Annotated in this window: 15 protein-coding genes and 1 tRNA gene; 9 read left to right on the top strand and 7 right to left on the bottom strand. The window is 57.9% G+C overall.

What is annotated here, in order from left to right; translation table 11 throughout:
- Positions 1-107: 107 nt before the first annotated feature.
- From XX99_RS23140 to XX99_RS23170, 7 genes are all read left to right on the top strand, one after another.
- Positions 108-3,389 (top strand): TonB-dependent receptor, encoded by a 3,282-nt coding sequence (locus tag XX99_RS23140; protein ID WP_050061812.1) that lies wholly within the window; start codon positions 108-110, stop codon positions 3,387-3,389.
- A gap of 128 nt (positions 3,390-3,517) precedes the next feature.
- Positions 3,518-4,717, top strand: coding sequence for a CehA/McbA family metallohydrolase (locus XX99_RS23145; RefSeq protein WP_050061763.1), 1,200 nt, complete (start codon positions 3,518-3,520; stop codon positions 4,715-4,717).
- A gap of 14 nt (positions 4,718-4,731) precedes the next feature.
- Positions 4,732-5,919, top strand: a complete 1,188-nt coding sequence (locus XX99_RS23150; RefSeq protein WP_156186166.1) for a phosphatidylinositol-specific phospholipase C1-like protein — start codon at positions 4,732-4,734, stop codon at positions 5,917-5,919.
- 82 nt (positions 5,920-6,001) lie between these two features.
- The gene (locus XX99_RS23155; RefSeq protein ID WP_050061813.1) at positions 6,002-8,296 is read left to right on the top strand and encodes a GH92 family glycosyl hydrolase; all 2,295 of its coding nucleotides are present in this window, start codon (positions 6,002-6,004) and stop codon (positions 8,294-8,296) included.
- A 143-nt stretch (positions 8,297-8,439) separates the two neighbouring features.
- Positions 8,440-10,851 carry a glucosidase family protein gene (locus tag XX99_RS23160; RefSeq protein ID WP_156186167.1) on the top strand — a complete coding sequence of 804 codons (2,412 nt, stop codon included), beginning with the start codon at positions 8,440-8,442 and terminating at the stop codon, positions 10,849-10,851.
- Between the two features lie 56 nt (positions 10,852-10,907).
- Positions 10,908-12,359 (top strand): CehA/McbA family metallohydrolase, encoded by a 1,452-nt coding sequence (locus tag XX99_RS23165; protein WP_050061814.1) that lies wholly within the window; start codon positions 10,908-10,910, stop codon positions 12,357-12,359.
- A gap of 33 nt (positions 12,360-12,392) precedes the next feature.
- On the top strand, positions 12,393-13,571 hold the full coding sequence (locus XX99_RS23170) for an acyltransferase family protein (RefSeq protein ID WP_184084942.1): 1,179 nt from the start codon (positions 12,393-12,395) through the stop codon (positions 13,569-13,571).
- A 220-nt stretch (positions 13,572-13,791) separates the two neighbouring features.
- Here the strand turns inward: XX99_RS23170 and XX99_RS27860 are convergent, their stop codons facing one another.
- From XX99_RS27860 to thiD, 3 genes are all read right to left on the bottom strand, one after another.
- Positions 13,792-16,215: a carbohydrate-binding protein gene (locus XX99_RS27860; protein WP_050061767.1), complete on the bottom strand. Its 2,424-nt coding sequence runs from the start codon at positions 16,213-16,215 to the stop codon at positions 13,792-13,794.
- An 877-nt stretch (positions 16,216-17,092) separates the two neighbouring features.
- A tRNA-Asn gene (locus XX99_RS23180) sits at positions 17,093-17,167 on the bottom strand.
- A 189-nt stretch (positions 17,168-17,356) separates the two neighbouring features.
- Positions 17,357-18,190, bottom strand: coding sequence for a bifunctional hydroxymethylpyrimidine kinase/phosphomethylpyrimidine kinase (gene thiD, locus XX99_RS23185; RefSeq protein ID WP_050061768.1), 834 nt, complete (start codon positions 18,188-18,190; stop codon positions 17,357-17,359).
- A 161-nt stretch (positions 18,191-18,351) separates the two neighbouring features.
- On the opposite strand from thiD, the gene XX99_RS28445 reads away from it, so the two are divergent.
- Positions 18,352-18,837 carry a septal ring lytic transglycosylase RlpA family protein gene (locus XX99_RS28445; RefSeq protein WP_050061769.1) on the top strand — a complete coding sequence of 162 codons (486 nt, stop codon included), beginning with the start codon at positions 18,352-18,354 and terminating at the stop codon, positions 18,835-18,837.
- Positions 18,838-18,974: 137 nt separating this feature from the next.
- A complete protein-coding gene (gene pyrF / locus XX99_RS23195) occupies positions 18,975-19,706 on the top strand; it encodes an orotidine-5'-phosphate decarboxylase (protein WP_050061770.1) in 732 nt (243 codons plus the stop codon).
- Positions 19,707-19,739: 33 nt separating this feature from the next.
- Here the strand turns inward: pyrF and XX99_RS23200 are convergent, their stop codons facing one another.
- From XX99_RS23200 to ggt, 4 genes are all read right to left on the bottom strand, one after another.
- Complete coding sequence (locus XX99_RS23200) at positions 19,740-20,672, bottom strand: sugar phosphate isomerase/epimerase family protein (protein WP_050061771.1); 933 nt, start codon at positions 20,670-20,672, stop codon at positions 19,740-19,742.
- Positions 20,673-20,705: 33 nt separating this feature from the next.
- Positions 20,706-22,277 carry a GMC oxidoreductase gene (locus XX99_RS23205; protein WP_082125883.1) on the bottom strand — a complete coding sequence of 524 codons (1,572 nt, stop codon included), beginning with the start codon at positions 22,275-22,277 and terminating at the stop codon, positions 20,706-20,708.
- 57 nt (positions 22,278-22,334) lie between these two features.
- On the bottom strand, positions 22,335-23,060 hold the full coding sequence (locus XX99_RS23210; protein ID WP_082125884.1) for a gluconate 2-dehydrogenase subunit 3 family protein: 726 nt from the start codon (positions 23,058-23,060) through the stop codon (positions 22,335-22,337).
- Positions 23,061-23,277: 217 nt separating this feature from the next.
- Positions 23,278-25,131: a gamma-glutamyltransferase gene (ggt, locus tag XX99_RS23220; protein WP_050061774.1), complete on the bottom strand. Its 1,854-nt coding sequence runs from the start codon at positions 25,129-25,131 to the stop codon at positions 23,278-23,280.
- Positions 25,132-25,993 lie beyond the last annotated feature (862 nt).

Raw genomic sequence — 25,993 nt, forward strand, 5'->3', positions numbered from 1 at the left:
CTTGCACTCATCGCCGGGTGCATTCTCAAAGAAGCGAGAAGGAGAACATGGAGACTTTGTCATTGGAGACGCCGCGCGCAATCTTTCAAACAGTCAGGCCAGGAAAGATGAGCCCTTTTCTGCGTTTGAATCTAATCATCAGCCTGATGATCTTGCTCTTGATCGCAACCGGGCAGTCTTTGTTCGGCCAGGGCATTACCGGATCGATTACCGGAACCGTAACCGATTCCAGCGGGGCCTCGATCGCGGGAGCCACAGTGACCGTGCGTAACGTGGACACCAATGCGACCCGTATTTTTACGACCTCCAATGTTGGGTCCTATCGGGTGCCTGAATTGCCGCCTGGAAACTATAGCGTGACAGTCGAGAAAAGCGGCTTCCAGATTTCTCAGGAGAACAAGATTGCTCTGGCCATCGATCAGCTGGCCCAGATCGACGTCAAGCTCAACGTAGGCTCGGATGTACAGACGGTGAGTGTGTCGAGCGCCGCTCCTGTGATCCAGACCGAGACCTCGTCTGTCGGCCTGGTGATTGACAGCTCCACGATTCAAAACACCCCGCTCAACGGTCATCTCAGCGTCCTTGGTCTTATCAGCCTGGTGCCGGGCGTTCAGGACGTCGCGACACAGGACACGGTTCCGGTCCGGGGCATAACGCTGGCCTTCGGCTCCAACCAGCGCAACGCCTATGGCAACGCGGGATTCACTTTCGACGGCGTCACCAACGAAGAAATCGAACTCCAGCGCGGTGAAGGCGAAGTTCCACCGCTCGACGCCATTTCGGAGTTCAAGGTCATCACCCAGGGTGCGCCGGCGGAATTCGGCCAGGCTAACCAGGTGATTGTGGTGAGCGCCAGCGGCGGCAATGCGCTGCATGGCGAGGCATTGGAATACAATCGCAGCCGCGGTACAGCCGCCAAAGCTTGGTACCCGGGAGCCAATGGACCGGCCCGTCCGCCCTACCAGCGCAACGAGTACGGCGGGAACCTTAACGGACCGGTTTATATTCCGCATCTCTACGACGGCAAAAATCGCACCTTCTTCTTCGCCAGCTACGAAGGCTTCAATCTGACCCAGTCTGTTACGCTCACCAGCGAACAGCCCACCACTGCAGAGCGAAACGGCGATTTCAGTTGCTTCCTCCCAGGCGGCAGCTGCGCCACATCGGCTGCGGGCACGATTCTCAAGAATCCATTGACGGGTCAGCCATTCCCGGGCAACATCGTCAACGTCCCCTTCAATCCTGTCGATATCCGGCTGCAAAACCTGCTCATGCCTCAGTCAACGACACAGAGCACCGGCATCAACACCACCGAGCTGGTTCCTCACACCACTGGCATCAGCCGCTTCAACTTGCGCGTAGATCACAAGATCAGCGAGAGTGACCAGCTTCGAGCGACATGGCTTCGCGCTTTTTACGGACCATTTAAAGACGTGGCTTCCGAGGGTGCGGGATCCAGTCTGGCCGGCGGCGTGGCACAGGATGGCGAACACAACGACATCTTTGTGGCAGGCTGGACCCATACCTTCTCGCCCACTTTGCTGCTGGACAGCTATGTTTCCTATCTGCACCTGCCGCTCTTTCGCACTGCGCAAAACTACCTGACAGATTTCTCCGCGATCATCCCCGGCCTGGCGCCACAGACGTTGGAAGGCGCGCCGTCGATATCGATCACCAACATCACCCCGTTCAGCGAGGCCGGATCGAAAAACCTCGAGCAGACCTATCAGGGGAACACCGCGCTCACCAAGGTTCTGGCGAAACACACCATCAAAGCGGGCCTATCCTACCTGTATAACGATTCCTGGCAGAACAGCGCAGTCTCGCATGGCTCCTTCACTTACAACGGACAATACAGCGGCATCGCTTATGCCGATTTCCTTCTCGGCTACCCGAACACCACCCAAACCGCAACCCCGCTGGACTTTGTCGTGCGCTTCAACTCCAGTCAGTATGCTGCTTATGTCCAGGATGATTGGAAGCCGTTTCGCAACCTGACGCTCAATTACGGCCTGCGTTACGACCTGCAGAGATTTCACGACAACCCCTATGGGACCGAATCGCTCTTTGTTCCCAGCGTTGGCAAGGTCGTGGTCTTCGGCAACTCCTATCCTGCGCTCGCCAACCCTGCCTACATTCCTGATACGGTGCTTTCCTCGAACGTGGGTCTGCCAAGCAGCATGTTCGCTTATCTGGGACAAGCTATGACCAATATCGCTCCGCGCTTCGGCTTCGCCTACCAGATCGACTCAAAAACTGTCATTCGCGGCGCGGTGGGTCAGTACTACAACATGATGCCATCGTCTTATATCGACAACGGCTTCACCAATCTTCCGTTCGACACCACCCTTACCTATAGCAACACCGCGAAGACGCCAAGCATCAGCATGAACGCGCCCTTCTCCGCCAGCTCTACTGTGCCTGCCAATCCCTCCGTTGTCGCGCAGCACAAAACCACCGCTCCCTACAGCGAGCAATACAATCTCGCGATCGAACGACAATTGCCAGACGAGATCGACCTGCGTATCGGCTATATCGGTCAGCGAACCATTCATCAGAATAATTCCGGTGGGCCCGGCAACACGGAACCGGACCTTAACTATGCGCCGCCTGGCGATTACACCGAGCAGTCGAAACGGCCTTTCCAGCCTTTCAACACCATTTCTGAGGCGTTCGATCCAATCTTCCACACCACCACGAACTCTTTGCAGGTGGGCGTGCACAAGAAGTACAAGAACGGCCTGATGATCAACGCGGAGTATCAATGGATTCGCGTTTTGGGCGTAGAAAACTTCGAGAACCCGACCACCATCGGCGATTCCTATGGCAACATCTCCAGCAATACCCCGCAGGTGCTTCAGCTCAACTATGCCTATGAACTTCCCTTCGGCCGCGGAAAGACACTCTTCCGCAACGCAAACGGTATAACCAACAAGATCATCGGCGGATGGCAGCTGGCCGGCGTCACTACCTTCGAAACCGGCCAACCGTTCTCAGTTACCTACACCGCGCCGGGTGCGCAGGTATACGGAGCCAGCGGCCGTGCCGATCGTGTTCCCGGAGTGCCGCTGTACCCCAAGCACAAGACCCTCGGGGAATGGTTCAATCCCGCAGCTTTCACCGCTCCGCAGCCATACAAGTTCGGAACCTCCGGCTATGACATGCTGTGGGGCCCACACTACCAGAACTGGGACATGAATCTCGTGAAGAACATCGACTTTGGAGAGCGCTACCGGGCGCAGCTTCGAGCTGAGGTCTTCAATATCGCCAATCATCCCAACTTCAGTGTTCCCAGCGCTGCTGTCAGCAATCCTGCCTCAGTCGGCGTAATCTCGTCGGTCGTCAATGAAAACCGCACAATGGAATTCGGAGCGAAGTTCAACTTCTGAATTTAAATAGCGGGCGAACACCGTGTTGCCCGACCCAGATATGGCCTGGGCAGCACGGTGAAACGACGGCCACGCGATAACGGGAAAGGACGAAAGAGCCTGTCCCGGTATTTCTTGAAAGGAATAAAATGCGCTTTCCTATTTTTCTGGCTGGCCTGATGATGGCAGGTCTTCTCTGCACTTCGGGTCAGGCACAGACGGACCACATCAACCCGTGGACGCCCGTGGAAGTAGCTCCACTTCCACCTATCGCCAGCCTCTCCGATGGCTTCTGGCTCAAGGGCGACCTTCATCTGCACTCCCGCCACAGCAAGGACTCCAGCAACAACTCCGAGGCCAAAATCATTGCCTTCGCCGAGTCCGTAGGAATGGACTATCTCTGCATCACCGACCATGACAACCATGTGCAAGGCGATGTAGCTCATAACACCTGGACCGATCCCGAGTTCAAGTCGAACTCCGTTTTGCTTCTCTATGGCGCCGAGTGGACAACGACGCGCGGCCACGGCAACGTCTTCTCTGCCCGGCCGTACGATCATCAGAGGCTCTACGACGTTCGCGATCAGCGTGACATCGTGATCGAAGCAGTCAAGAAGGAACTCGGGATCCACCTCTCGGCCAATCATCCCAGCGGAAAGGATCACTTCGGCTTCTCCTACGATCTGGTCGATTCGATCGAGGTCTGGAACTCCGCTGTGTGGTCGAAGAACGCCAACGCGATCATGATCTGGGATGACATGCTCTCCTCAGGCCGCAAGCTGACCGGACGCGGCGGAAGCGATTCGCATCATGGCACTCCAGATTCTCCTGAACTGGCGACCAAAAATACCTATCAGCGTCAGGCCAACTACGTTGGAACGCCGACGACGTGGGTATTTGCAAAGGAGCGGACATTGCAGTCCGTGGTCGATGCACTGACGAACGGCCGCGTCGCCGTCAGTGCTAACCCCTACGCGCCTCGCGTCGAGTTCTACGCCGACCTGGACCAGGACGGCAAGATGGACATGATGATGGGGGACAACGCCAAGGCTACGGGCAAGCCAGTGAACTTCCGCATTCAACTCACAGGAAATACGGTTGTCGGGGCGTCCTATACCGTCCACGTTGTGAAAGACGGAAACCCCTTCAGCACTTTGCAGGCAATTGGCGGCAAGACGACGGCAGTCGAGTTCACCGACACACCGAAGCAGCCTGGACGAACCTATTATCGCGTCGAGGTCGAAGGGCCGCAGACGACTTATCCGCAGGTTCCCGGATCGATGGCCCTGAGCGGAAATATGGTCGGGTTGTCCAATCCCATTTACTTCAACTTCGATCCGAACTTTTGAAAGAGCCTGATTTCATGGACCACAGAACTCCCGATATGAACACCCTCCTCCGAACTGCCTTGATCCTCGCCACGCTCCCTGTCTGCGCCATCGCACAGACCACCGCTGTTCAACAGGACCAGCGAGTCCATATCAATCAGATCCAGGTGATAGGAAGCCATAATAGCTATCACACAGGAGTTGCGCCCAGTGAGCGCAAGCTCATCGAGCAGCAGAATGCCAAGGCCATGCACGACCTCGACTACGCTCATCCGCCGCTCAGCGATCAGCTCAGCGGAGGCGTGCGTCAGTTGGAAATCGATGTCTATGCCGATTCCAAAGGTGGCCGCTACTCACACCCGGCCATTGTCGATAAGGTCGCCCAGGCAGGTCTGCCGCCCGATCCCGACTTCGATCCAAATCATGAAATGGATAAGCCCGGCTTCAAGGTGATGCACGTGATGAACTTCGATCAGCGCAGCTCCTGCCACACCTTCATTGCCTGTCTTACGATCATTCGCGGCTGGTCGCAGCAGCATCCACACCACCTGCCTATCTTCATCCTGGTAGAAACCAAGCAGGGACGTCCTAACGCTCCGGTAAATCCTGACGGCCCCGAACCCTTTACTCCGGCAACCTTCGACGCGCTTGACGCAGAGATTCGCTCGGTATTTCAAGACTCGGAGATGATTACGCCGGATGAGGTCCGCGGCAGCTATGACTCTTTGCCCGAAGCCATTCAGGCAACCGGAAAATCCGCTAGCGGAAAAGCCGGGGGTTGGCCGACACTCGCTCGTGCTCGCGGCAAGGTTGTCTTCCTTATGGATCAGAAACCCGTCACCCCTATCTATACCGAGGGACATACGGCCCTGCGCGGTCGCGTGATCTTCACGAATGCTGTGCCGGAAGCCCCAGACGCGGCTTTTATTGAAGTGAATACTCCGGATAAGGAACAGATCGACACGTTGGCGCGGGAAGGCTACCTGATTCGCACACGCACCGATGACGGCACGGAAGAGGCGCGCAACAATGATTACACTCGCGCCAAGATTGCGCTCTCGAGCGGCGCACAAATCCTCAGCACGGATTATCCTCCGGCCGAGCCCGCCAAATGGACCGGCTTCTCGATCACCCTGCCGCACGGCGTGATCGCGCGCTGCAATCCAGTCACAGCACCTTCGGACTGCATAGACTCTCTGTTAGAGCCACCGCGGGAGAAGTGAGCGCAAGAAGTCGAAGGATGCCTCATTGCGCTCCTGGAGCCTTTCCCCCTAACCACCAAGGTCATTCATGGAATTTGTCCTCATGCAAAAGAACATGGCATCTGCATTCAAGGCCTCGATGCTCCTCGTCGTCAGTGCTCTCGTCTTCACCCCCTCTCTGCCCGCGCAAAAGTCCATTCCCAAGTCTTCACCGGACTACACGCGCAACGTCGATCCGTTCATCGGAGTCGACTGGGGCGGCAACACCTTTGTCGGTTCCGCAATCCCTTACGGCATGGTCAAGCTAGGTCCTGATATGGAGACCTTCGACGGCCGCAAATCCGGCTTCGGCTACTCCAGCACCGGCGTCATCGTTGGCTTCTCCCACCTGCATCTCAGCGGAGCGCAAGGCAAGTACGGCAACATCCTAGTCATGCCTGTCACCGGCCCGCTCGTCTTGAATGACATGAAGACGCCGCGCACCGATGAGGTCAATCGTGTTGGCTACTATGCCGCGCAACTCACCCGCTATAACATCAAGGCCGAGCTGACCAGCAGCCGTCGCGTCGGTTTCCACCGCTATACATTTCCAGCCTCGCAGCAATCCCACATCATCATCGACGTAGCCCACGCACTCAGCCTGGGAACCGACTGGCAGGCGCAGAAGTTTCTCGGCGGCGAGATTCATCTCACTTCGAACCATGAAGCGCAGGGCGTAGCGCGCGTCACCGGCGGCTGGAACCGGGGCGGCGAGTACCGGGTCTACTACTATATGGTGCTCGACACGCCTGCCAATGCCACGCAGACCTGGACCGGAAGCACCCTAAGCTCATCCAAAGACGCGACCGTCGAAGCCAACACACCCATAGGAGCATCCTTCGACTTCACCACCAAAGCCAATCAGGCTATCCAGGTAAAGGTCGGCATCTCCTTCATCAGCGCCGAACAGGCAAAGCAAAACGTAAAGCAGGAGATCCCTGCGTGGAGCTTCGCCTCCGTCCACACCGCTGCGACAGCTCTCTGGAATCAAGAGCTATCCAAACTCAACCTCACCGGAGAGAGCGACTCGCAACGCCGCCAGCTCTATACGGCTATGTATCACATCATGCTGATGCCGACGGACCGCACCGGTGAGAACCCCGACTGGAAATCCTCCGAGCCCTATTACGACGACTTCTATTGCATCTGGGATACCTTCCGCACCTCCAGCCCCTTGCTCACTCTCATCTCACCTGATCGTCAGCGCGACATCATCCGTGCGTTGGTCGATATCTATCGCCATACCGGCTATATGCCCGATGCGCGCAGCGGCAACGACAACGGCCGCACCCAAGGCGGATCGAACGCCAACGTCGTCGTCGCCGACGCCTACGTGAAGGGCCTCAAAGGCATCGATTATGAAACCGCATTCGCCGCCATGGTTCACGATGCTGAGGTCCCACCTGCCGATCAGCAAAAAGAAGGCCGCGGCGGGCTGAAGGACTACAACGAGAAAGGCTACGTCACGCTCGCCGACGAGCGCTCCGGATCACGCACCGTCGAATACAGCTACGACGACTTCGCCATTGCCGAAGTCGCCTGCGGACTCGGCAAAACAAATGAAGCCGCGCTCTACGCCAGCCGCACCCACAACTTCGAGCACCTGTGGGACAAGGACATGACAGCCGAAGGCTTTAAAGGATTTCTTCGTCCCCGCAATCCTGACGGCACTTGGGCGCCCCCCTATTTAGTCGTTCGCGGCACGTGGCCCGACTTTTTCTACGAAGGCGATATCTGGACGTATTCCATCTATGCTCCGCACGACATGCGCCGGCTCATCGAGATGGCAGGCGGCAATACCGCCTTCATCCACCGTCTCGATTGGACATTTCTGCGCGGCCACTTCGACGTCACCAATGAGCCCGGCTTCCTGCTCCCAACCCTCTATAACTACGCCGGACGACCCGACAGAACCGCCGACATGGTCCACCTGATTTTGGAGAAGGCCTTCAGCGACACTCGCGCCGGGATCCCCGGCAATGACGACTCAGGGGCCATGTCCAGCTGGCTCATCTTTTCGACCCTCGGCATCTTCCCCGTTGCGGGCCAGGATGTCTATCTCATCGGCACGCCGAGCATCCCCGAGGCCTCGCTCGATCTCGGCAACGGCCGGAAGCTCCGGATCGTTGCGAAGAACCTCGACCCCAACGGGCTGAATCGTTATGTGCAATCGGCCACACTTAATGGCGTCGATCTCCCCAATGCCTGGTTCCGCCACTCCCAGATCAAAGACGGTGCGACCTTGTTGCTGACGATGGGCCCGGCGCCATCGAAGTGGGGCACGGCTACACCCCCGCCTTCGATGAGCGATGTAAATTGGTCTCTTTGCTCCGCGTCCACCACCAACGCCACGCATTGATATCGAGGACAACAAGTCTAGCGGCGCTCTCAAACGTCCAGACGCCGTCTATCCCGATCAGTATCTCGTAACATTCCCGCGGATCGCGCTGCCGGACATGGATCACGGCGGCGCGGGCGGCACTCGATCACACAGGTGAGTTTTTGAACAGATCAAGATCGCTACTGGGACTGCTCATGGCTGTCCTCTCTTTGGCCACAGCAAACGCTCAGGAAAGTCTTCCGGCAGTCAACGAAACGACGCCCACCGCTCTTCCGCGAATGGTCTCTCCGTCGATCGACATCTCAGGGCTGCCGTTTTCCTATCCCAGCAAGTCCACTGACCAGATCGGAGTGATGTATTCGGCCTCGGGGACCGAGATCACACCGGAAGGATATCTGTACAGCGGCTTCGGCGAGTTGATGTTTTATGTCGGGGCGGATAGACAGCCGGTGGCGCAAAGGCTCCGCACCCTCGAGAATGGGCATCTCCCCATCGTCTGCTACGAAGTCAAGCACGAGGGGCTGCTTTACCGCTTCATGATGTTCGCGGCCTCGCTTGGTCCCGAGCAGAATGGGCAGCGCGTGGTCAACTTCGTGCGGGTGACCGTGCACAATCCCGGCACGTCGGCCAGACGGGGATTCGTTACTTCTGCCTGGAGATACTCCGGACCGCAGACCACGGTGTTTCCCACGGGCGACAATCGTTTTCGCCGGCCGGCCATGGGGAAACGCGTGGGAGATTACTGGCAGCCAGGCGAGGCCTTCCGTTCGGACTCTGCTTATACCGTGAAAGACGATGCATTTTTGCGGGATGGCGCAGCCGTATATTTTTTTCCAAGTGAGCCCAGGCCATACCTCACGCCCACGTATCGCGACTACTATAACCGCGTTCCGGCGCCCAATCTTCAAAGCCGGGCAATGCACGTTCTTCCGGACACGCCCGTGGCGACAGCGGAATACGCTCTGAATGTTCCGGCGGGCTCCGATCGTTCCGTTGACTTTAAGATGCCACTGATTCCCGTCGCATCCGGCGATCCTGAGTTCGATGCCGTGAAGCGAGCGAACCTCGATGAAAGGCATGAGCAGGTGCAGCGCTTCTGGAACGGAATCCTCGATGACGGCATGAAGGTTGTAACCGCCGAGGAGAAGGTCAACGATACCTTTGAGACGAGCCTGGTAAATGATCTGCTGTCGCTGAATAAGATCGGAGACGACTACGTCCAGACCGTCAATCAGCTTCAATATCACGGCTTCTACCTTCGGGACTCCGCCGACTTCGTTCGGATGTATGACACGACCGGGTACTCCCAGATCGCCGGCCATGTCATCGACTTCTTTGCTTCGAGGCAAGAAGAAGACGGCCTCTTTCTTTCGCAGCCAGGACAATATGACGGTTGGGGAGAGGCGCTCTGGACCTATGGTGAGCACTATCGCATGACTCGCGATCGGGCCTTCGCCACGCAGGTCTATCCCCGCGTGCTTCGCGCTGTCGATTGGCTCAGGAAAGCGATGGACAATGATCCGCTGCATATCGTGCCATCTACGGACATTCATGACAACGAGTACATCTCCGGACATCTGACCGGCTACAACTTTCTCGCGCTCGACGGTCTCGGCGCGGCGAAGCTTCTCGCTCATGATCTAGGCCATGTAGAGGATGAACTCCGCTTTCGCGAGATCGAAAAGGAACTACGCGAAAACTTCATGCTCCAACTCGATCGCGCTACGGCAAAAACAGCGGGCTATATACCGCCTGCTCTCGACGGGGATATGGGAGGGACGGATTGGGGGAACCTGCTGTCGCTGGTTCCAGAGCAGCAGCTCAGCCCGTTCGATCCGCGCGTGACAGCAACGCTGCGCGCGACGCAGGCGCGCTATGAGGAGGGTCTGATGACTTATCGTCAGCCTGCGCAGGGCGCCTATCTGCACCACTATCTGACGATCAAGAACACGCTCTCTGAGCTGATCCGCGGGGAACAGGAACAGGCCATCCGTGACCTCTATGCGGTTCTCATTCACACCAGCTCGACAAACGCCGGCTTCGAATATTCGATTCGGCCCTGGGGCGATCGCGACTTCAGCGGCAACCTCGCTCCGCATGGCTGGTTTGCGGCGGAATACCGAAACCTGCTGCGCAACATGATGGTGCGAGAAGACGGAGAAAAGCTACATCTGCTTTCGGCCGTTTCTCCGGCCTGGATCGGAGATGGAAAGTCCCTCCGCGTAGAGAAGGCGCAGACATACTTCGGAACCGTCGGATTCAGCCTCCAGATGCCATCGGCGTCACAGGCGGAGCTTTCCGTCCATGCGGAGTATGCCTTGGGACATGAGCCCCAAAGCATCGTGCTTCATTTCCCGTGGTTTATGGATGTGACGGCTGTGAATGTAGACGGCAGGCAGATGAAATTCGCAGGGGATGAGATCGAGATAGCCCCGACTGCAAAGTCAGTGCATATCGTCTGGAGGCGGCGTCCCGTTTCTCCCGATGTGCCCGTGAGCTACGAGACTTCCGTACAGCGCTACAAAGCAGAGTATGCGAAGCGCTATCGCCAACTCAACGGAGAGGGCCAGTAAAAACACGTGTTATGCATACCGAATCTGAATTCGAGAACAGCTCAAAGGTGCTAACCATGATGAAATACCTTCGCTATCTGCTTGTACTCATCGCCGCCTCGAGCCTCGCTCTCGAAGCACAGGTACAGAAACCTGACTTGGTGCTGGAAGGCGATGTCACTGTCGCTCAGAACCATACGCATTTCTTCGTTCCTTTCATGGTGCCTGCGGGAGTTCATCGCATCTCGGTCGACTTCAGCTATACGCATCGGCAGGAGAAGACGACCCTCAATATAGGCATTCACGATCCAAACGGCTTCCGGGGCCAGAGCGGCAGCAACAAGGACCATTTCACGCTCGGACCGGGCGATGCGACAGCCTCCTATATTCCAGGAGCCATCCCGCCAGGCGAGTGGAAGTTGCTGATCTCCGTCTCCACCATTCGGCCGGAACTAACCTCTCACTATCGCGCGGAGATACGCTTCAACTCGCCGCTCGAAGATTCAAGCTTCACGCTCGTTCCTCTCGAAACCGGAACGCGCTGGTATCGCGGTGACCTGCACATGCATACGGCGCATAGCGACGGCAGCTGCGTCAACCAGAGTGGAGCACGCGCCCCGTGCCCTCTCTTCCTGACCGCTCAAATGGCCGCGTCCCGCGGACTCGACTTCATTGCCATCTCCGACCATAATTCGCTGGCTCACTACGCAGAGATGCGAGAGCTTCAGCCTTATTTCAGCAAGCTGCTGCTGATCCCAGGTCGCGAGATGACGACCTTCTATGGCCACTTCAACGCATTTGGCACAACACAGTATGTGAGCTATCTGGTAGCGGAAAAGGGCGGGAGAACCATCGACCAGGTCGCCGCAGACGTTCGATCTCAGGGCGGTATCGTGTCGATCAACCATCCGATGTCGCCAACCGATGAGCGCTGCCGTGGATGCGGATGGGGTCCCCCGGGTTCCGTCGACCTTTCGAAGTTCTCTGCGGTTGAAATTGTGAATGCGAACCGCGTCATGTCGCCCTTCTGGGACGAGCAAATCGCCAAGGGATTCAGACTCACCGGCGTAGGAGGCAGTGATAACCATGAGGCGCCGAAGACCGACGAAATCCCATCGGCGATTGGTCATCCCACGACCGTCGTTCAGGCAACAGAGCTTTCGGTTGCCGGGATTCTGGATGGCATTCGAGCTGGCCACGTCTTCGTTGACGTCACCGGCTCTCGTAATCGGATTCTCGAAACAGAGGCGCGTACAGAAGCGCTCAACGTGCATATGGGAGATGTGATTCCCGCGAAAAGCGGTACGACGATTGCGCTGCGGATTCATGTCGTAGGATGCAGGAACGCCCAGGTCCAGAGCATCGTCGATGGCAAGCTGCTCGATCCCCTTCTTCCTCTTGCCGAGGATGACCAGACGGTTGAAACCCGCTGGACAAGCGATGGCGGCCGGCACGCAATACGTTTCATCGTGGTCGACACGGAAGGCAAGACGGAACTTCTGGGCAATCCTGTCTATGTGAACTTTTGACCGCTGGCTGACAATGCAGCCATAAGGATGACCATGAAAACGGCGATGCCTTCAGGCATATCAAGGAAGACGGGAAGCCTGTTGGGTCCGAACGCGCCCAGGGAACGCCTGAAGGCGCTCGACGTGTTGCGCGGCCTCACGGTCGCTGTGATGATCATGGTGAACACCAGCGGCGATTCCCGTCATACCTTTCCGATCCTCGCGCACTCCCGATGGAACGGATGCACTCTGGCGGACGTCGTCTTTCCCTGTTTCCTCTTTATGGTTGGCATCTCCTCGGTCTTTTCCGTGAGCGGTCGCCTGGGCCGCGGAGTGCCTAAAAGAGCGATCCTGGCGCAGGCAGCACGGCGGAGTGTCGTTCTCTTTCTGTTGGGTCTGGCGATCAACAGCTTTGACGGACTGTCCTTGCATACTTTGCGTGTGTACGGAGTGCTGCAGCGCATAGCCTTCTGTTATCTGGCAGGCACCGCGATGCTGCTGTGGTGGCGATCCCGCACCATCGCCGCGGTCTTGCTCTCCACCCTGCTTGGCTACTGGGCGCTCCTGCGCTTTGCTCCTGTGCCAGGGCTCGGCTTACCCGGAAGCACCGTTGCCTTCCTGGATCCGGTCGCGAATCTGCCCGCGTGGCTGGACCGCCATCTGGTGCCGACGGCACACCTTTATCGCCACACCTTTTACGATCCTGAAGGTCTTCTGAGTTCCGTCTCGGCGGTCGCCAGCACGCTGATGGGAGTGTTATCCGGAAAGTGGATTCGCGCCAAACGCACATCTTCGCAGGCGCTGCCCGGGCTTCTGGCCGCAGGTTTGACCTGCGCCGCTGCTGGGCTGATCTGGGAGCCGTGGTTTCCTTGGAATAAGAGGTTGTGGACGGGATCCTTTGTCCTGTGGACCGGCGGACTCAGCCTCATCGCTTTGTGCCTTCTTCTCTGGCTCGTGGACGTGCGCCAGTTCGGCAAGCGATGGACTTATCCAGCCATCGTGTTTGGCACGAATGCGCTGGCGGCCTATGTCTTCTCGGAGTTCCTTGCCGGCCTGCTTCATGTTATTCACCTTCCCGGCGGCATCACCATCCAGCACTGGCTTTATCACCCACTGGCTGCATCTATCCCCAATCCGAGCATCGCAGCCCTGACCTACGCCATCCTTTTTGTGGCCGTCTGTTTTCTTCCGGCGTGGCTGCTCTACCGCCGTCGTATCTTTCTGAAGATTTGAGTTCGTGGCTTGATGATGCCCCGGAATAAGCGTGTGATGTTTTAGAGCGCAGCAATTTTGAAAATCTCCAATGCGCTTCGAATAGCGTTAAAGAACCGATCGACTCGCCGGGATCTGAATTGGCCATATGAGCCGAATGGATTGCGTATCCCTAATCTCAAATCGAGATCCAGAATCTGGTTCGAAATCTGGGCTACGCGTTGGTGGAATAGAGCTCGATCTAGAACACATCAAATATCGAAGAGAATTCGTAGTTCGATTGGCTGACGCCGCTGCACGTATCCTCGTCTGTCGTTGAGCCGGGGCACCCGCCGTTGTCGCGATTGAGTTCCCAGAAGGACAGTAGCGTGACATAACTGTTCGCTTTTGCCCAGTTCAATACCGTAGTCGCATTGGCGAGGGTGAAATACACCGGAGGATCATCGTCGCTGGTTCCCGGCAAGACCGTAATGCCGATCGTCGAAGTTAATCCAGCAGCTTTCACCTGTTGCTCTTCAGCAGCAGTCCCCTCTTCGGCTTCCGTCGCTTGATCGGCGCCTTCGTTGCCGAAATCCATGGCCATGCCGTTAACAATATTGAGGTTCAGACCAGCCGATTTGGCATCAGCAAGATCGGTAGTGCCGTTGTCGCCGTTATTGAGTCCGCCTGTGCCGAGCGGCAGCGTGTAGGAGATGACGAGTCCCGGATTGGCCTTCTGCAAGGCCGCCAATGCTTGAGCGCGTCTTGCTGGCTGACCGGAAGTCTGGGGATTTTCTAGGTCGAAGTCAAGCCAGGTAACATGGTATTGGTCGATTACCGACTGATAGAGAGCCTGCGTCTCCGCAGCCGTGCTGCAATATGCGGAACCGTCCTGGCCGCCTGCTCCGCCAGAGGAAATAGCAACGGTTATACCCTTCGCCTGCAGGGCCGCAATCTCTGTGCCGACGCTAGTACTGCCGAGCGTATCGTCTGGCAATGCTCCGTTCACACCGCCCCAAGCCAGATCGCACTCGTTGCTCTGTGGAACCAGGAACGCGAGAATCACAGCCTTAGCCCCGGAACCCGATAGGATGCCCGGGAGCTGATTAGCGTCATTTAGATCCCCAAGGTATTCGAACGGCGCGAAGACGTTCCCGGCAGTCACGCCGCTGCCTGTCGAGAAGGCGAAGTCGTCGATGTTCCAGCCTCCGTTGTCTTGGTTGAGCGTCAAGACTTGCTCGCCCGCCGGTAAGGTAACCGTTGCAGTTACAGTCGTCCACGCTTGGTAGCCGCCGGTTGCGGGAACATTGATGGATCCGGTCAGATTGGTGCCCGAGGAGTTGGAAAGATGGAAAGCATCGGTCACGGCGTTCGGAGCTGCGACCTCGAAGCTAACCGTGTACTTACCAGCATCGGCCACGCTGATCGAGTATTTAAACCACTGTCCGGAAGCCGTCCATCCCAGATCGTTGCCGCCGCCTGGTGCCGAAGTCGTTTCCAGGTCAACTCCATCAGAACGATAGCTATTGTCCGACCCGTTGACCGAAGCGACGTTGTAACCGGCGCCCTGGCCGCCGGTGTCGTAGTTCTCGGCCAGCACCGTGCCGGGAATGACAACGGGCGTGCCGCCGTAGGGCTCTTCGCCCCCGGTTTCGACAGGCACGAACTCCAGATAATTAACGTTCCATCCGGCGTTGTCTTGGTTAACGGTTAACACCTGCTCGCCGGCAGGCAGCGTGACCGTGGCCGTTACGTCTGCCCAGTCTCCCCATCCCCCGGTCTCGGGAATATTAACGGAGCCGCTGAGATCAGTTCCCGACGAGTTAGAGATATGCAGCCCGTCGGTCACGGCGGTAGGTGCAGCCACCCGGAAGGTGACGTTATAAACGCCGGCTGTGGCCACATCTACCGTATAGCGGAACCATTGTCCGGCAGATGTCCAGCCCAGATCATAGCCTCCCGTAGTGTCCGAAGCTACCTCCAGGTCCACACCGTCGGAGCGGTAACTGTCCGCCGTTCCATTCACCGAAGTAACGATATAGGCAATCCCTTGACCGCCGGTGTCGTAGTTCGAAGCATCGACCGTGCCGGGAACCGGAGCAGGAGTGCCGCCATAAGGCGCTTCGCTCGACGTCGCCGCGACAAAGGCAGCCGAGTAGATGTTCCATCCGCCGTTATCCTGGTCGATGGTAAGCGTCTGCGTTCCCGCTGGAAGCGTGACTGTGGCCGTTACTGTAACCCAATCTTGCCATCCGCCAGTATCTGGAACGGCGACCGGCCCGCTGAGGTTCGTTCCCGTGGAGTTAGAAACATGGAATGCATCGGAGACAGCGCTCTCCGCGGCTACCTCGAAAGTAACGATGTAGGTTCCGGCCGTAGCCACGTTAACCGTGTATTTGAACCACTGACCGGCAGCCGTCCAGCCCATGTCATTGCCGCCACCGGTGGCCGTGGTCGTTTGCAGATCCACTCCGTCGGGACGATAGCCGTTGTCCGTTCCATTAACAGAAGCCACGTTATAAGCGCTGCCCTGACCACCGGTATCGTACTTCTCCGCCAAAACTGTGCCCGGGATAGCCGCCGGAGTGCCGCCGGAGGGAGCATCGGCAGCGTAGGCCACGTTCACGGCGCACAACAACAGCGCGACGCACCCAGCGGCAAAGCTTAAGCGATCTTTGATCCCCATCCCTCGTCTTCTGGGATCGCCTGGAATTGGCGCAGACGAATTCAGTCCCCCTAAGCACGCGCTCATGCCCGAGTGCCCAGCCGTCATCTGTCTATCGAACGAAGCACCATGCATGGAGAAACGAAACATGCCCAGAAACTAGCATTTGCGGGAAGTTTTGGGACGTTAATCGCAGGTTAGTTAATGTTAGTGAGAGTCATTTGAGGAATCGGCGCCCCTGTGGGGATAACTTAAGTTAGAAGCGCGCAGCTTATACACCTCGCCTCCCCATAAACAGAATGGCTCGCCATACTGAAACGCCCTGTTCCTCTAAATTTGGAAGGCATGGTCACTTAAAGAAGGAACTCCTGTGCCGAAGCTCAAACAGTCTTTGCCCTCATCCTCTTACCTCAAGGCGGCCCGAAGTTGAGCTTCCCGAGAGCTTTTAGCCAGCTATTTCCATTGCTCGCCGGAGGGTTAGACAGCAGGAGCATTCGGCGACTCTTCAAGATCATGAAGAGTGGAGGGCAGAATTACGGCAGAGATGTTGGAACGGCATGCCTCGGGCTGGAAGCGCGAGCAGAATCGTCTGGAGCGCGCCATCGCCGAACATCGCGCGGGCAACAGCAGTTGCGTCCCCCAGGGAAGTCAGTTGCTCGAAATGGTTTCAGACCTTGAACCACAGTTCAAACAGCAGTCAGCACGTGAAAAACGCAGATCACCCAATTTTGCAATATCGAACTCCACCGGGAAGACGGAAAGCGGGGGAAGAAGGAAAGCTGAGGAAAGGAAAGCTGACCGTGGCATACCGTCAACCCTTTTATTTATCTAGTCCTCGGAGGAGAACGGTGGAAAGGAATACTACGTTGAAGGAGTCGAAATTCGCCAAAATAAAGATTGGCTCCTCAGGTAGGACTCGAACCTACAACCCTTCGGTTAACAGCCGAATGCTCTGCCATTGAGCTACTGAGGAGTGTACTGGCGGGAAGACGTATCGTCCTATGTCGTTATATCAAATGCCATGGGGTGCGTCAAAATCTTGCAGCGCTGGCGTCCCAAAGTTGTTAACGATCCCCGATCAATGACTCCCAAAATTGTTAGCGACTCCCAAAGTCGCCAACGATACCAAGTTGCTCACCGGCTCCAAAAATTGCTGACACTTCTAGGATTCGTCGAATTCATAGAGATGATGCAGCGGCCCTCGACCCTTCCCGATCGGATAAGCCGCAAGCATCGCCTGGCGTACATAGTTCTTGGCCGAGCCCACCGCCTCCACGTCTTTTTTTCCTCCAACCAGCGCTGCGAGCAGGGCTGAAGAAAAAGCGCATCCGGTGCCATGGGTAGCCGATGTCTCAATATGCTCGCCCGCAAACCAGTGCTCCGATCCGGAAGCGGCAAGGATAAAGTCGTTCGGCTGATCGGCGTCGCCGCCCGTCGCGATGATGTTGAGCCCGCCCCATCTCGCCTGAAGTTGCGAAGCTGCCTGCGAAACCTCGGCCTCTCCGGCAATCGGCTTACCGATGAGCACCGCCAGCTCCTCACGGTTGGGCGTGACCCAGCCGGCCAGTCCGAGAAGATGATCGCGAAGTACGGCTACCCCTTCTTCATCCAGAAGTTCCCTGCCCGAGCTGGACCGGATGACCGGGTCCAGCACGATCCGCTCCCGGGAAATCTCGCTTCCGGAGAGAAATCTGGCGACCGCTGCCACATTCGTCGCCGTTGCCAGCATGCCGATCTTCACTCCCGCGATCTCGACGTCATCGGCCAGACAGGCAAGCGTCTCCCCCAGGATCTCCGCTCCCACAGGCTCCGTCCTTCTTACGCCCTGAGTCGACTGCACTGTGAGCGCAGTGATCGCGGAAACCCCATAAAGACGATGCGCGGCGAAGGTCTTGAGATCCGCGGTCACGCCGGCTCCCGAAGACGGATCGAAGCCGGCAATCGTCAGAACAACAGGTGGTGAAGTGGGCGGCCGACGACTCAACTTTGCGCTCATGCTCCTCCTATCCTGCCACGATGGCCTGCAACTTTCGGGTCAGATTTGCGCCAAATCCCTATCACATACCCGCAACGATGGTCAAGCAAATTGCATAAATAAATCCTTAAGATTGTTTGACTTAACGTTCTTTGACTGCATACAATTTGAGAGGGAGGAATATGAACGCTATCGCAATTGAGAAACGGACTCGACGTTACGTGATCCTGGCCAGCGCGGCGATTATGACCTTGCTTGGCATCTCCGGCACTCAAGCCGGCAACGCAGAACAAACCCCGGTGCAGCCAGCGCAGAAGCAGCAACACCACTGGTACCAGGTCGGCCGCGCCTCCTGGTATGGACGGATCTTTCAAGGCCATCCCACCGCAAGCGGCGAAAACTATGACATGAATGGGCTGACTTGCGCCCACCGCAGCCTTCCTTTGGGCTCCCTGGTCCGCGTCACCAACCTCACCAACCATAAATCGGTGGTGGTGCGCGTTAACGACCGTGGCCCCGTTCCCGGGAATCGAGTGATCGATCTCTCGTTTGCTGCTGCACGTTTCCTTGGCTTTTCCGGCACCGCCAAAGTGCGACTCGACCTCGTCGACAATACCGCTCAGCTTGCTCAAGTGCTGTTTCCGCTCTCTCCAGCCTTGCAAAATTGACCGGGCCGCTTTCGGCAACGTACCCCTGGAATGCCATTCCAGGGGTGCCGGGCTCATCCACATAAATCTTTTTGACCGCCCCCGAGTCTGCCAAAACAAGCTCCATCCCGGCAGGTGTGCGGATAAGATAGAGAGCGGTGACTGCTTCCTCTCCTATCTCCGATTCCCGCCTGATTGTAGCCCTGGATTTTCCCGACTCCCAATCGGCCCTGGCATGCACTAACCGACTGGAAGGCCTCGTGCAATGGTTCAAGGTTGGCCTCGAACTCTATCTTTCTGCAGGCAATTCCATTGTCGACAACTTGAAAAACCGGGGCTTCTCCGTCTTTCTCGATCTCAAGCTGCATGACATTCCGAACACCGTCGCCGGCGCCGTTCGATCGGTCGCGGCATCTGGCGCAGACATGCTGACCCTGCACGCAGCCGGCGGTCCAGCGATGTTGGCGGCGGCCGCGGAGGCAGCCAGTCAACTCGCCTCGGCTCCAAAACTGCTGGCAGTTTCCGTGCTCACCAGCATGGACCAGCAGCAGCTCGCGGCCATCGGAGTCAGCGGATCGCCCGCAGACCAGGTCCTGCGCCTGGCCGGATTGGCCTCGCAGGCTGGGATTTCCGGCCTCGTCGCCAGCCCGGAAGAGATTGCGGCGCTGCGTTCTGGCTTCCCTGACTTCACGCTGGTCATTCCCGGCATCCGCCCGGCAGGGAGCGCCGTGGGAGATCAGAAGCGGATCGCCACTCCGGCAGCCGCCATCGCCGCCGGCGCCAATCATCTGGTCATCGGCCGGCCGATTACCCAGGCTCCGGACCCGGCAGCAGCAGTCGAAGCCATTCTCAACGAGATCCGATCGGTATGCGTTGAAGCGAAATTTTAAGTCTTGTCCGTTTTCAATTGCGATAGGAGCAGGCTAGACCACCCCAAGCTTACGCATGTAGTCGGCGTCGATCTTCAAGGATTCCATCGGCGGCATATCAAACGCCTCTTGCTCCACGAAGATGTGCCGGATATGCCCGGCCTTCGCCGCTGCCTTGAAAATCGGCGCGTAGTCGATTGTCCCCTGGCCTAATTCGGTAACTGTAGGCGGCGTTTCGGCTCCGGAATTGGCATTGGATTGGGGCTCGATATTCTTGAAGTCCTTCACATGCAGCATGGAGATGCGAGTCGGATATTTTTTCAGGAAGTCGACTGGATTCCCTCCGCCGACGATCACCCATCCGCAATCCATCTCGAAGGTGACGTTGGCCGGGTCGGTCAGGCGGATGATCTCATCCAGTGGGGTCACCCCATCGACCTGTTTGAATTCGAGAAAGTGATTGTGATAGCCGAACTTCATTCCGGCTGCGCTCACCTTCTCGCCGAGCATGTTGAATTGCTCCGCATTCCAGCGCCAGTCTTCGAGAGTAAAGGCGTGGAGTCGCTCCCGTCCGGATAGATTTTTGACCCGCGACGGGTCTTTGAATCCCGGAAAAGAGCAAACAATGTGCCCGACGCCCAGCTCTTTGTTAAAAGCCAAAATCTGGTCGAACTGCTTGTGCAGATCGTCCGAAGAGTAGTGTGCGCTCACCAGGCTCAGCCCGGCGCCGCTCAAAGCCTGCTTCACCTCCGCAGCGGAGTGGTTAAAGTATCCGGCCGCCTCCACCTCGCGATAGCCCAGCGCTCCGATTTGCTTCAGCGTGCCGTCGTAATCGGTGGGAAGCTGCTGGCGCACCGAGTAGAGCTGAAGTCCCAGCGGCACTTTCAATGCCTTTGCAAATGCCTCGGCGCTCTGCAACAGCGCCGAACCGTAAAGCAGTGATACCGTGCCGGTTTTGAGGAAGTTCCTCCGCGAATGCTTCAACATGACCCTCTTTCGCTGAATTCTGAAACGAATACTTTAAACATTTCCCTGGCGCATCTCTTCGGCCAGGTGCTCAGAGGCCCGCATCGCCAGAGCTAATATCGTCATGGTGGGATTTTGCCACCCCCCGCTGACGAAGCTGCTGCCGTCGACGACGGCCAGATTCTTGATGTCGTGACTCCGGCACCACTTGTTCAGCACGCTGGTCTTCGGGTTATCTCCCATGCGGCAGGTGCCCAGCTCGTGAATGCTGTAGCCAGGCGGGTTGGGATCGTAATTTTTGGTCAGCACCTCGAAGCCCGCAGCTTCGGCCATGGCCACGCTGGTATCTACGGCGTCGCGAGCCATGTTGAACTCGTTATCCGTGTATTTGGTGTCGATGTGCAGCGCCGGAATGTCCCAGGCGTCGACGACCTTTTTATCGATGCTTACCTGGTGGTCATAGTGCGCCAGAACCTCGCCCATGATGCTGGTCGAAAACCGGCTGCCGTTGTAGATGTCCAGCTTCTTCTGCAGCTCCACTCCATACTCGGCGAACCAGCGCGGGTCCATGGGGCCTGTACTGCTGTAAAGATTCAGCGCATAGCCGCGGATGAAATTCTTCGCCTTGGAGTCGATGTTGCGAAAGCGGGGGATGAGCGCGCCTCCGCCCATCAGCTCCGGAGTCGCCTTGCCGTCGCGCGCCTCCGGCACCGAGCAGACGATGCCCGGCCCGTAGACCTGATCGATAAGGTAGTGGCCCATCACGCCGCTCGAATTCGCGAGCCTGGAATTCAGCAGCAGGCGCGTGCTCTCTAGCGTTCCCGCCGCCAGAATAACTACCCGCGCCTTCACCGACATCTCCCGCCGCGAGATACGGTCGACAAAGTGGACTTCGTTCACAAGCCCGGTGTTTTTGTCCGCACGAAGCTCACGCACCACAACATTCGGAATCGCCCGCAGCTTGCCCGTCGCGAAGGCGTCTGGCAGGAGTAGGTTGACCGAGCTGGCCAGGCCATCGACCCCCACCGCGCTGCGTGCCTTGCAGACCGGGATGCCCATCTGCTTTCCTGCTGCGATAAAGCGCTGCATACAGCCAGTCCAAGGCGAGTCGTCCGGAACAAAATTGCCGTCCGGATATTGCGGCAGCCCCTCCGCCCGTCCGCGCACGCGAAAGATTTCTTCCACGCGCGAGTAGTAGGGAGCCAGGTCGGCGAGGCCGATCGGCCAGTCATCTCCGAAGCCGTCGTGTGACTTGCTCTTGAATTCATAATCGCTGAGACGAAACGACTGTCTCGACCAGAAGAGCGAGCGGCCGCCAAACAGACGAACTCTGACCCAGTTATAAGGTTGCTGCGGATCGTAGGTATAGGGAACTTCCTGCTCGTCGACCCAGGTATTCGCGTTGAATTCGTTCGACTGGAAGACATGGGGCAAAACACCCGGCTGCTTGAATCCCCGGAATGGCAGCGCGTAGGCCGGCTTCACCTCGGTGTCCTTGCGAGCGTCCGCAATCGGACCCGCGTTGAGCATCAGGCACGAGATGCCTTTTTCCGTCAGAACCTTTGCGGCCATTCCACCCGAGTGGCCGGACCCGATGATTAACGCGTCAACTTTTTCTTCAGCCAAATTCCCTCTCTGCGTTGCTGATGTGTTGCAGTGCTTGTCTGCTATAGACCAGCCATGTCAGGAATGCCGCGAGCCGGTTTTCGATATCGCCCGCCGCACCGGCGCAGGAAGCTCGCGGCGCAGATCGGGATCGATGGGAAACCAATACAGGCCCTCATTTGTATCTCGCTCGCCTGCCGCGGCTGCCGCCTCGCTCCATCCCTGGGAATTCTCCGTTGCGGTGCGGATATCGCTGTGCGCGATATTGATGAAATGGGCATAGGAATCGCTGGGAGGATGATCCGTCATCCAGGTGCGCAGCCACGGTCGCAACAGTTGATCCGCCTGTGCCGCGTTAGTTGCCGAAAACGCAGTCCCAAAGTGCTGCCGCGCCTCGGCCTCGAGACGGTCCAAGCCGGATTGATACATCTGCTGGCGGTCTTCGGGCGAGACGCCGATAAGAAAATCGAGGAATTCGGGTGCCCCGGCATCCGCCGCTCCCGGATAGCTTTTATAGGGAGGCATGAGCACTTCGCATAACCGCCGCAGTGTCGCGAGCTGCTTGTCCCCGAAGAAATTGGCATTGGTCTGCGCCACTGCATCCGGAACCAGCGGCGTGATCGGCAGCGGTTTCACTTCCGTCAGCCCCCGCATCCACGGCACCGGACCGGGTGCGGTAGGAGCCGCTGGAGGCGCGGCGGGCGGTGCTGAAGGAGCCACCGGCGTTGCGGTCTGCTGCCCTAGCATCGTTCTGGCACTGACCGAAGCCGCCACCATCGCCTTCACGAAATCGCGCCGTCGCATCGTCGTCGAAATTCCTCCTGAACATGATCAAGCAGCCGGCCACGCCGGCGCTTTCACAGCAGACTCAGGTGCATCTTCCGCGGCGGCGAGCGGACAATCTGGCGACGCCAAAGTGTCCGCTCTCCATCCGACTGAAGAGATTAGAAGCCTCCGCAAGAAATTGCAACCCGGCATCGTCCAAGGAGGAAATAATTAGAATACTTGCTCGGAACGATCATCAGTAGGCAAGCGCGACGCCATCCGCGCGCATCTCGCTGGCAGCTGCATACACCCGGTCTGCACCTTGCTTTCGATTTTCGATGCACTCGTAGCGGCCGAAGCCGCCGTCGCTCTCGCCCATCGGCCACCCGAGCTCGATGAGCGCCTTCCGCGTTTCGACAGGAACACCCGCCTCCAGGCGCAACACACCCTTCGGCCCCAGGCCCTCCGGATCTTCGCCCATGCTCTGCGACGAGCCTTCGTGATGCCAGCGCGGGCTGTCACCCGCGGCCTGCACATCGAGCCCGTAATCGACGCGATTCAGAATGATCTGCGTCTGCCCCTGCGGCTGCATGTCGCCGCCCATCACCCCGAACGACATCCAGGGCACACCATCCTTCGTCGCGAAGCCGGGAATGATGGTCTGGAAAGGACGCTTGCCGGGAGCATAGATGTTCGGATGCCCATCCTGCAGCGAGAACAGCTCACCCCGGTCCTGGAACATGAAACCCAGCCCATCGGCCACCAGTCCCGAACCCATGCCGCGGAAGTTCGACTGGATCTGCGAAACCATCATGCCGTCGCTGTCCGCCACCGTGAAGTAAGTCGTATCGCCATGGCTCGGCGCCTGGCCCGGATAAACCGGCGTCAGTATCCGATCCAGCTTGATCAGCTTGGCGCGCTCCTTCGCATATTCCTTCGAGTTGAGCCGCTCAATCGGAATCTTCGCGAAGTGCGGATCGGCGTAATAGCGCGCGCGATCCTCATAGGCCAGCCGCTTCGCCTCGGCCTGCACATGGATAGAGGCCGCGGACTGGAAGCCCATCTCCCGCACATCGAACTGCTCGATGATATTCAGCATCTGCAGGGTCGCGAGTCCCTGCGTATTGGCTCCCATGCCGTAGACATCGACGCCGCGATAGTTCGTCACCAGTGGTTCGATCCATTCAGCATGATGTCCGCGCAAGTCCTCAGCAGAGAGCCATCCGCCGATGCGCTTGAAGTAGGCGTCGATGGTCTTCGCAATCGGACCGTCGTAGAACGCGTCGCGTCCGCCCTCCGCAATCATGCGATAGGTGCGCGCCAGATCGGGGTTGCGAAAAACGTCATACTCGTTGGGAGCCTTCCCGCCCGGCGCATAGGTGTGCAACGCATTCGCAGTCTCCTCCACACCCGAGCCCGCCTTCACGAAATTTGCCAGATTGCGCTTGATGTACCAGCCGATGATCTGCGGGACCGGAGCGCCGTTTTCGCAATAGTGAATCGCCGGCTCGAAGAGCTCCGCCCACTTCAGCTTGCCGTAGCGCTGGTGCAGGGTCCACCAGCCATCGAGCGCGCCCGGCGTGGAGACGGAGATCGCGCCCAGCTTGGGCAGCACTCCGTTTTTCGCTCGTGACCGCGCGGTTTCCAACGTGAGGGACTTCGGCGATTTCCCGGAGCTCGCCATGCCCATGACTTTAGCCTGCTTCGGATCCCACAGCATCGCGTAGCAATCGCCGCCCAGCCCCGAGCTCGTCGGCTCCAGAAAACCGAGACAGGCATTGGCGGCAACTGCCGCGTCGACGGCCGAGCCGCCGCGCTTCAGGATCGCGATAGCAGCCTGCGTGGCGATGGGGTGCGCGGTTCCCGCTGCACCGGAGCATCCCAGCGCCGGAGAGCGGGAGGAGAAGCTCGCGCCCGCCGGCCGGTCGCCGGCATGCACATCGGGACGGACAAAGCGCTCCTCGCCCGGAGCCTGGTATTTCTTCAGCTCTGCCTTTGTCTCCTCTGACTGCGCGGCCAGCGGATCGGAGATGCCGGCGAAGGTTTTACCGAAGGAAGCAGAGCCGGCCGCGGCCAGCGGAAGTGTGGCAAGGAAAGTTCGACGACGCAAGAGGGTCTCCTCCAAGAATATTGTTTCTGAGTGTAAAGCAGGCAAGACGACGGTGCCGCAGCTTGACGATTCGCAGCCGGTTAAGGCGCAGAACAGACGAAGATTAAGTTAATTACGAGGCGCTGCCTAAAAAAGTCTCACCGCATAACGGGGACCCGCTAACCCCTAAACCCGCTTATAGGGGCTGAGCAGACCACGCTTGGATCGGCGTGAACGTCAGCGATAAGTGCTGCAGAGAAGGTTGACCGCCGAGAAGTTTGACCGCGAAGAAGTTTGACCAAAGACCGCCTCGCCGGAGCCCAAAAATACTTGGCGCATAACTAGGGGCTAACTCACTAAAATAGAGTTAGAGAACAAAGAAGACCGCTCCGTAAGTCGCTCGACGAACTCCAGCGCGGTCCTCTTCCATTTCCGGCATATCATCCACCAGAAGAGAAAGACCAAGGTCCACCCTCGCACCCATCGGATACTCTCCGATCAACGGATACCCCGATCGTCAGCCACTCCTTCAGAGGAAGTCCCGCAGCCATCGCCACAGACCTAAGTCGAGCCCCAGCAATGACCGAACCACAACCCAAATGGAATCAATCACCGCACCGATGCAGCACATTCCCAAGGACATCTGGGAAAGCCTCACGGAGTGAATGAGTTACAGCCAGCAAGCCAAATGAAGACCCAATAAAATCAATGATGCGGCCGGGGGCACCGTCTCAATTTTTTCACAGAAATCCCGAACCCCAAGGCACCCGCAGCAAGCCTGATTGATTCGCTACAGTTATTACCGACAATGTATGGTCCGCCGCGCGACTGCAAGGATTAGTTCGTTCGAGAGACAAGTCTGCGGCAATGTATTCGGCCTTTG

Source organism: Silvibacterium bohemicum (assembly GCF_001006305.1).
GTDB lineage: Bacteria > Acidobacteriota > Terriglobia > Terriglobales > Acidobacteriaceae > Silvibacterium > Silvibacterium bohemicum.

Excerpts from the sequence above, each read along its gene's own strand:
- XX99_RS28445 (WP_050061769.1), top strand. The coding sequence starts at position 18,352 with ATGAACGCTATCGCAATTGAGAAACGGACTCGACGTTACGTGATCCTG.
- XX99_RS27860 (WP_050061767.1), bottom strand. The coding sequence starts at position 16,215 with ATGGGGATCAAAGATCGCTTAAGCTTTGCCGCTGGGTGCGTCGCGCTG.
- XX99_RS23140 (WP_050061812.1), top strand. The coding sequence starts at position 108 with ATGAGCCCTTTTCTGCGTTTGAATCTAATCATCAGCCTGATGATCTTG.
- XX99_RS23210 (WP_082125884.1), bottom strand. The coding sequence starts at position 23,060 with ATGCGACGGCGCGATTTCGTGAAGGCGATGGTGGCGGCTTCGGTCAGT.
- XX99_RS23200 (WP_050061771.1), bottom strand. The coding sequence starts at position 20,672 with ATGTTGAAGCATTCGCGGAGGAACTTCCTCAAAACCGGCACGGTATCA.
- XX99_RS23155 (WP_050061813.1), top strand. The coding sequence starts at position 6,002 with ATGCAAAAGAACATGGCATCTGCATTCAAGGCCTCGATGCTCCTCGTC.
- XX99_RS23150 (WP_156186166.1), top strand. The coding sequence starts at position 4,732 with ATGGACCACAGAACTCCCGATATGAACACCCTCCTCCGAACTGCCTTG.
- XX99_RS23145 (WP_050061763.1), top strand. The coding sequence starts at position 3,518 with ATGCGCTTTCCTATTTTTCTGGCTGGCCTGATGATGGCAGGTCTTCTC.
- XX99_RS23165 (WP_050061814.1), top strand. The coding sequence starts at position 10,908 with ATGATGAAATACCTTCGCTATCTGCTTGTACTCATCGCCGCCTCGAGC.
- XX99_RS23170 (WP_184084942.1), top strand. The coding sequence starts at position 12,393 with ATGAAAACGGCGATGCCTTCAGGCATATCAAGGAAGACGGGAAGCCTG.
- thiD (WP_050061768.1), bottom strand. The coding sequence starts at position 18,190 with ATGAGCGCAAAGTTGAGTCGTCGGCCGCCCACTTCACCACCTGTTGTT.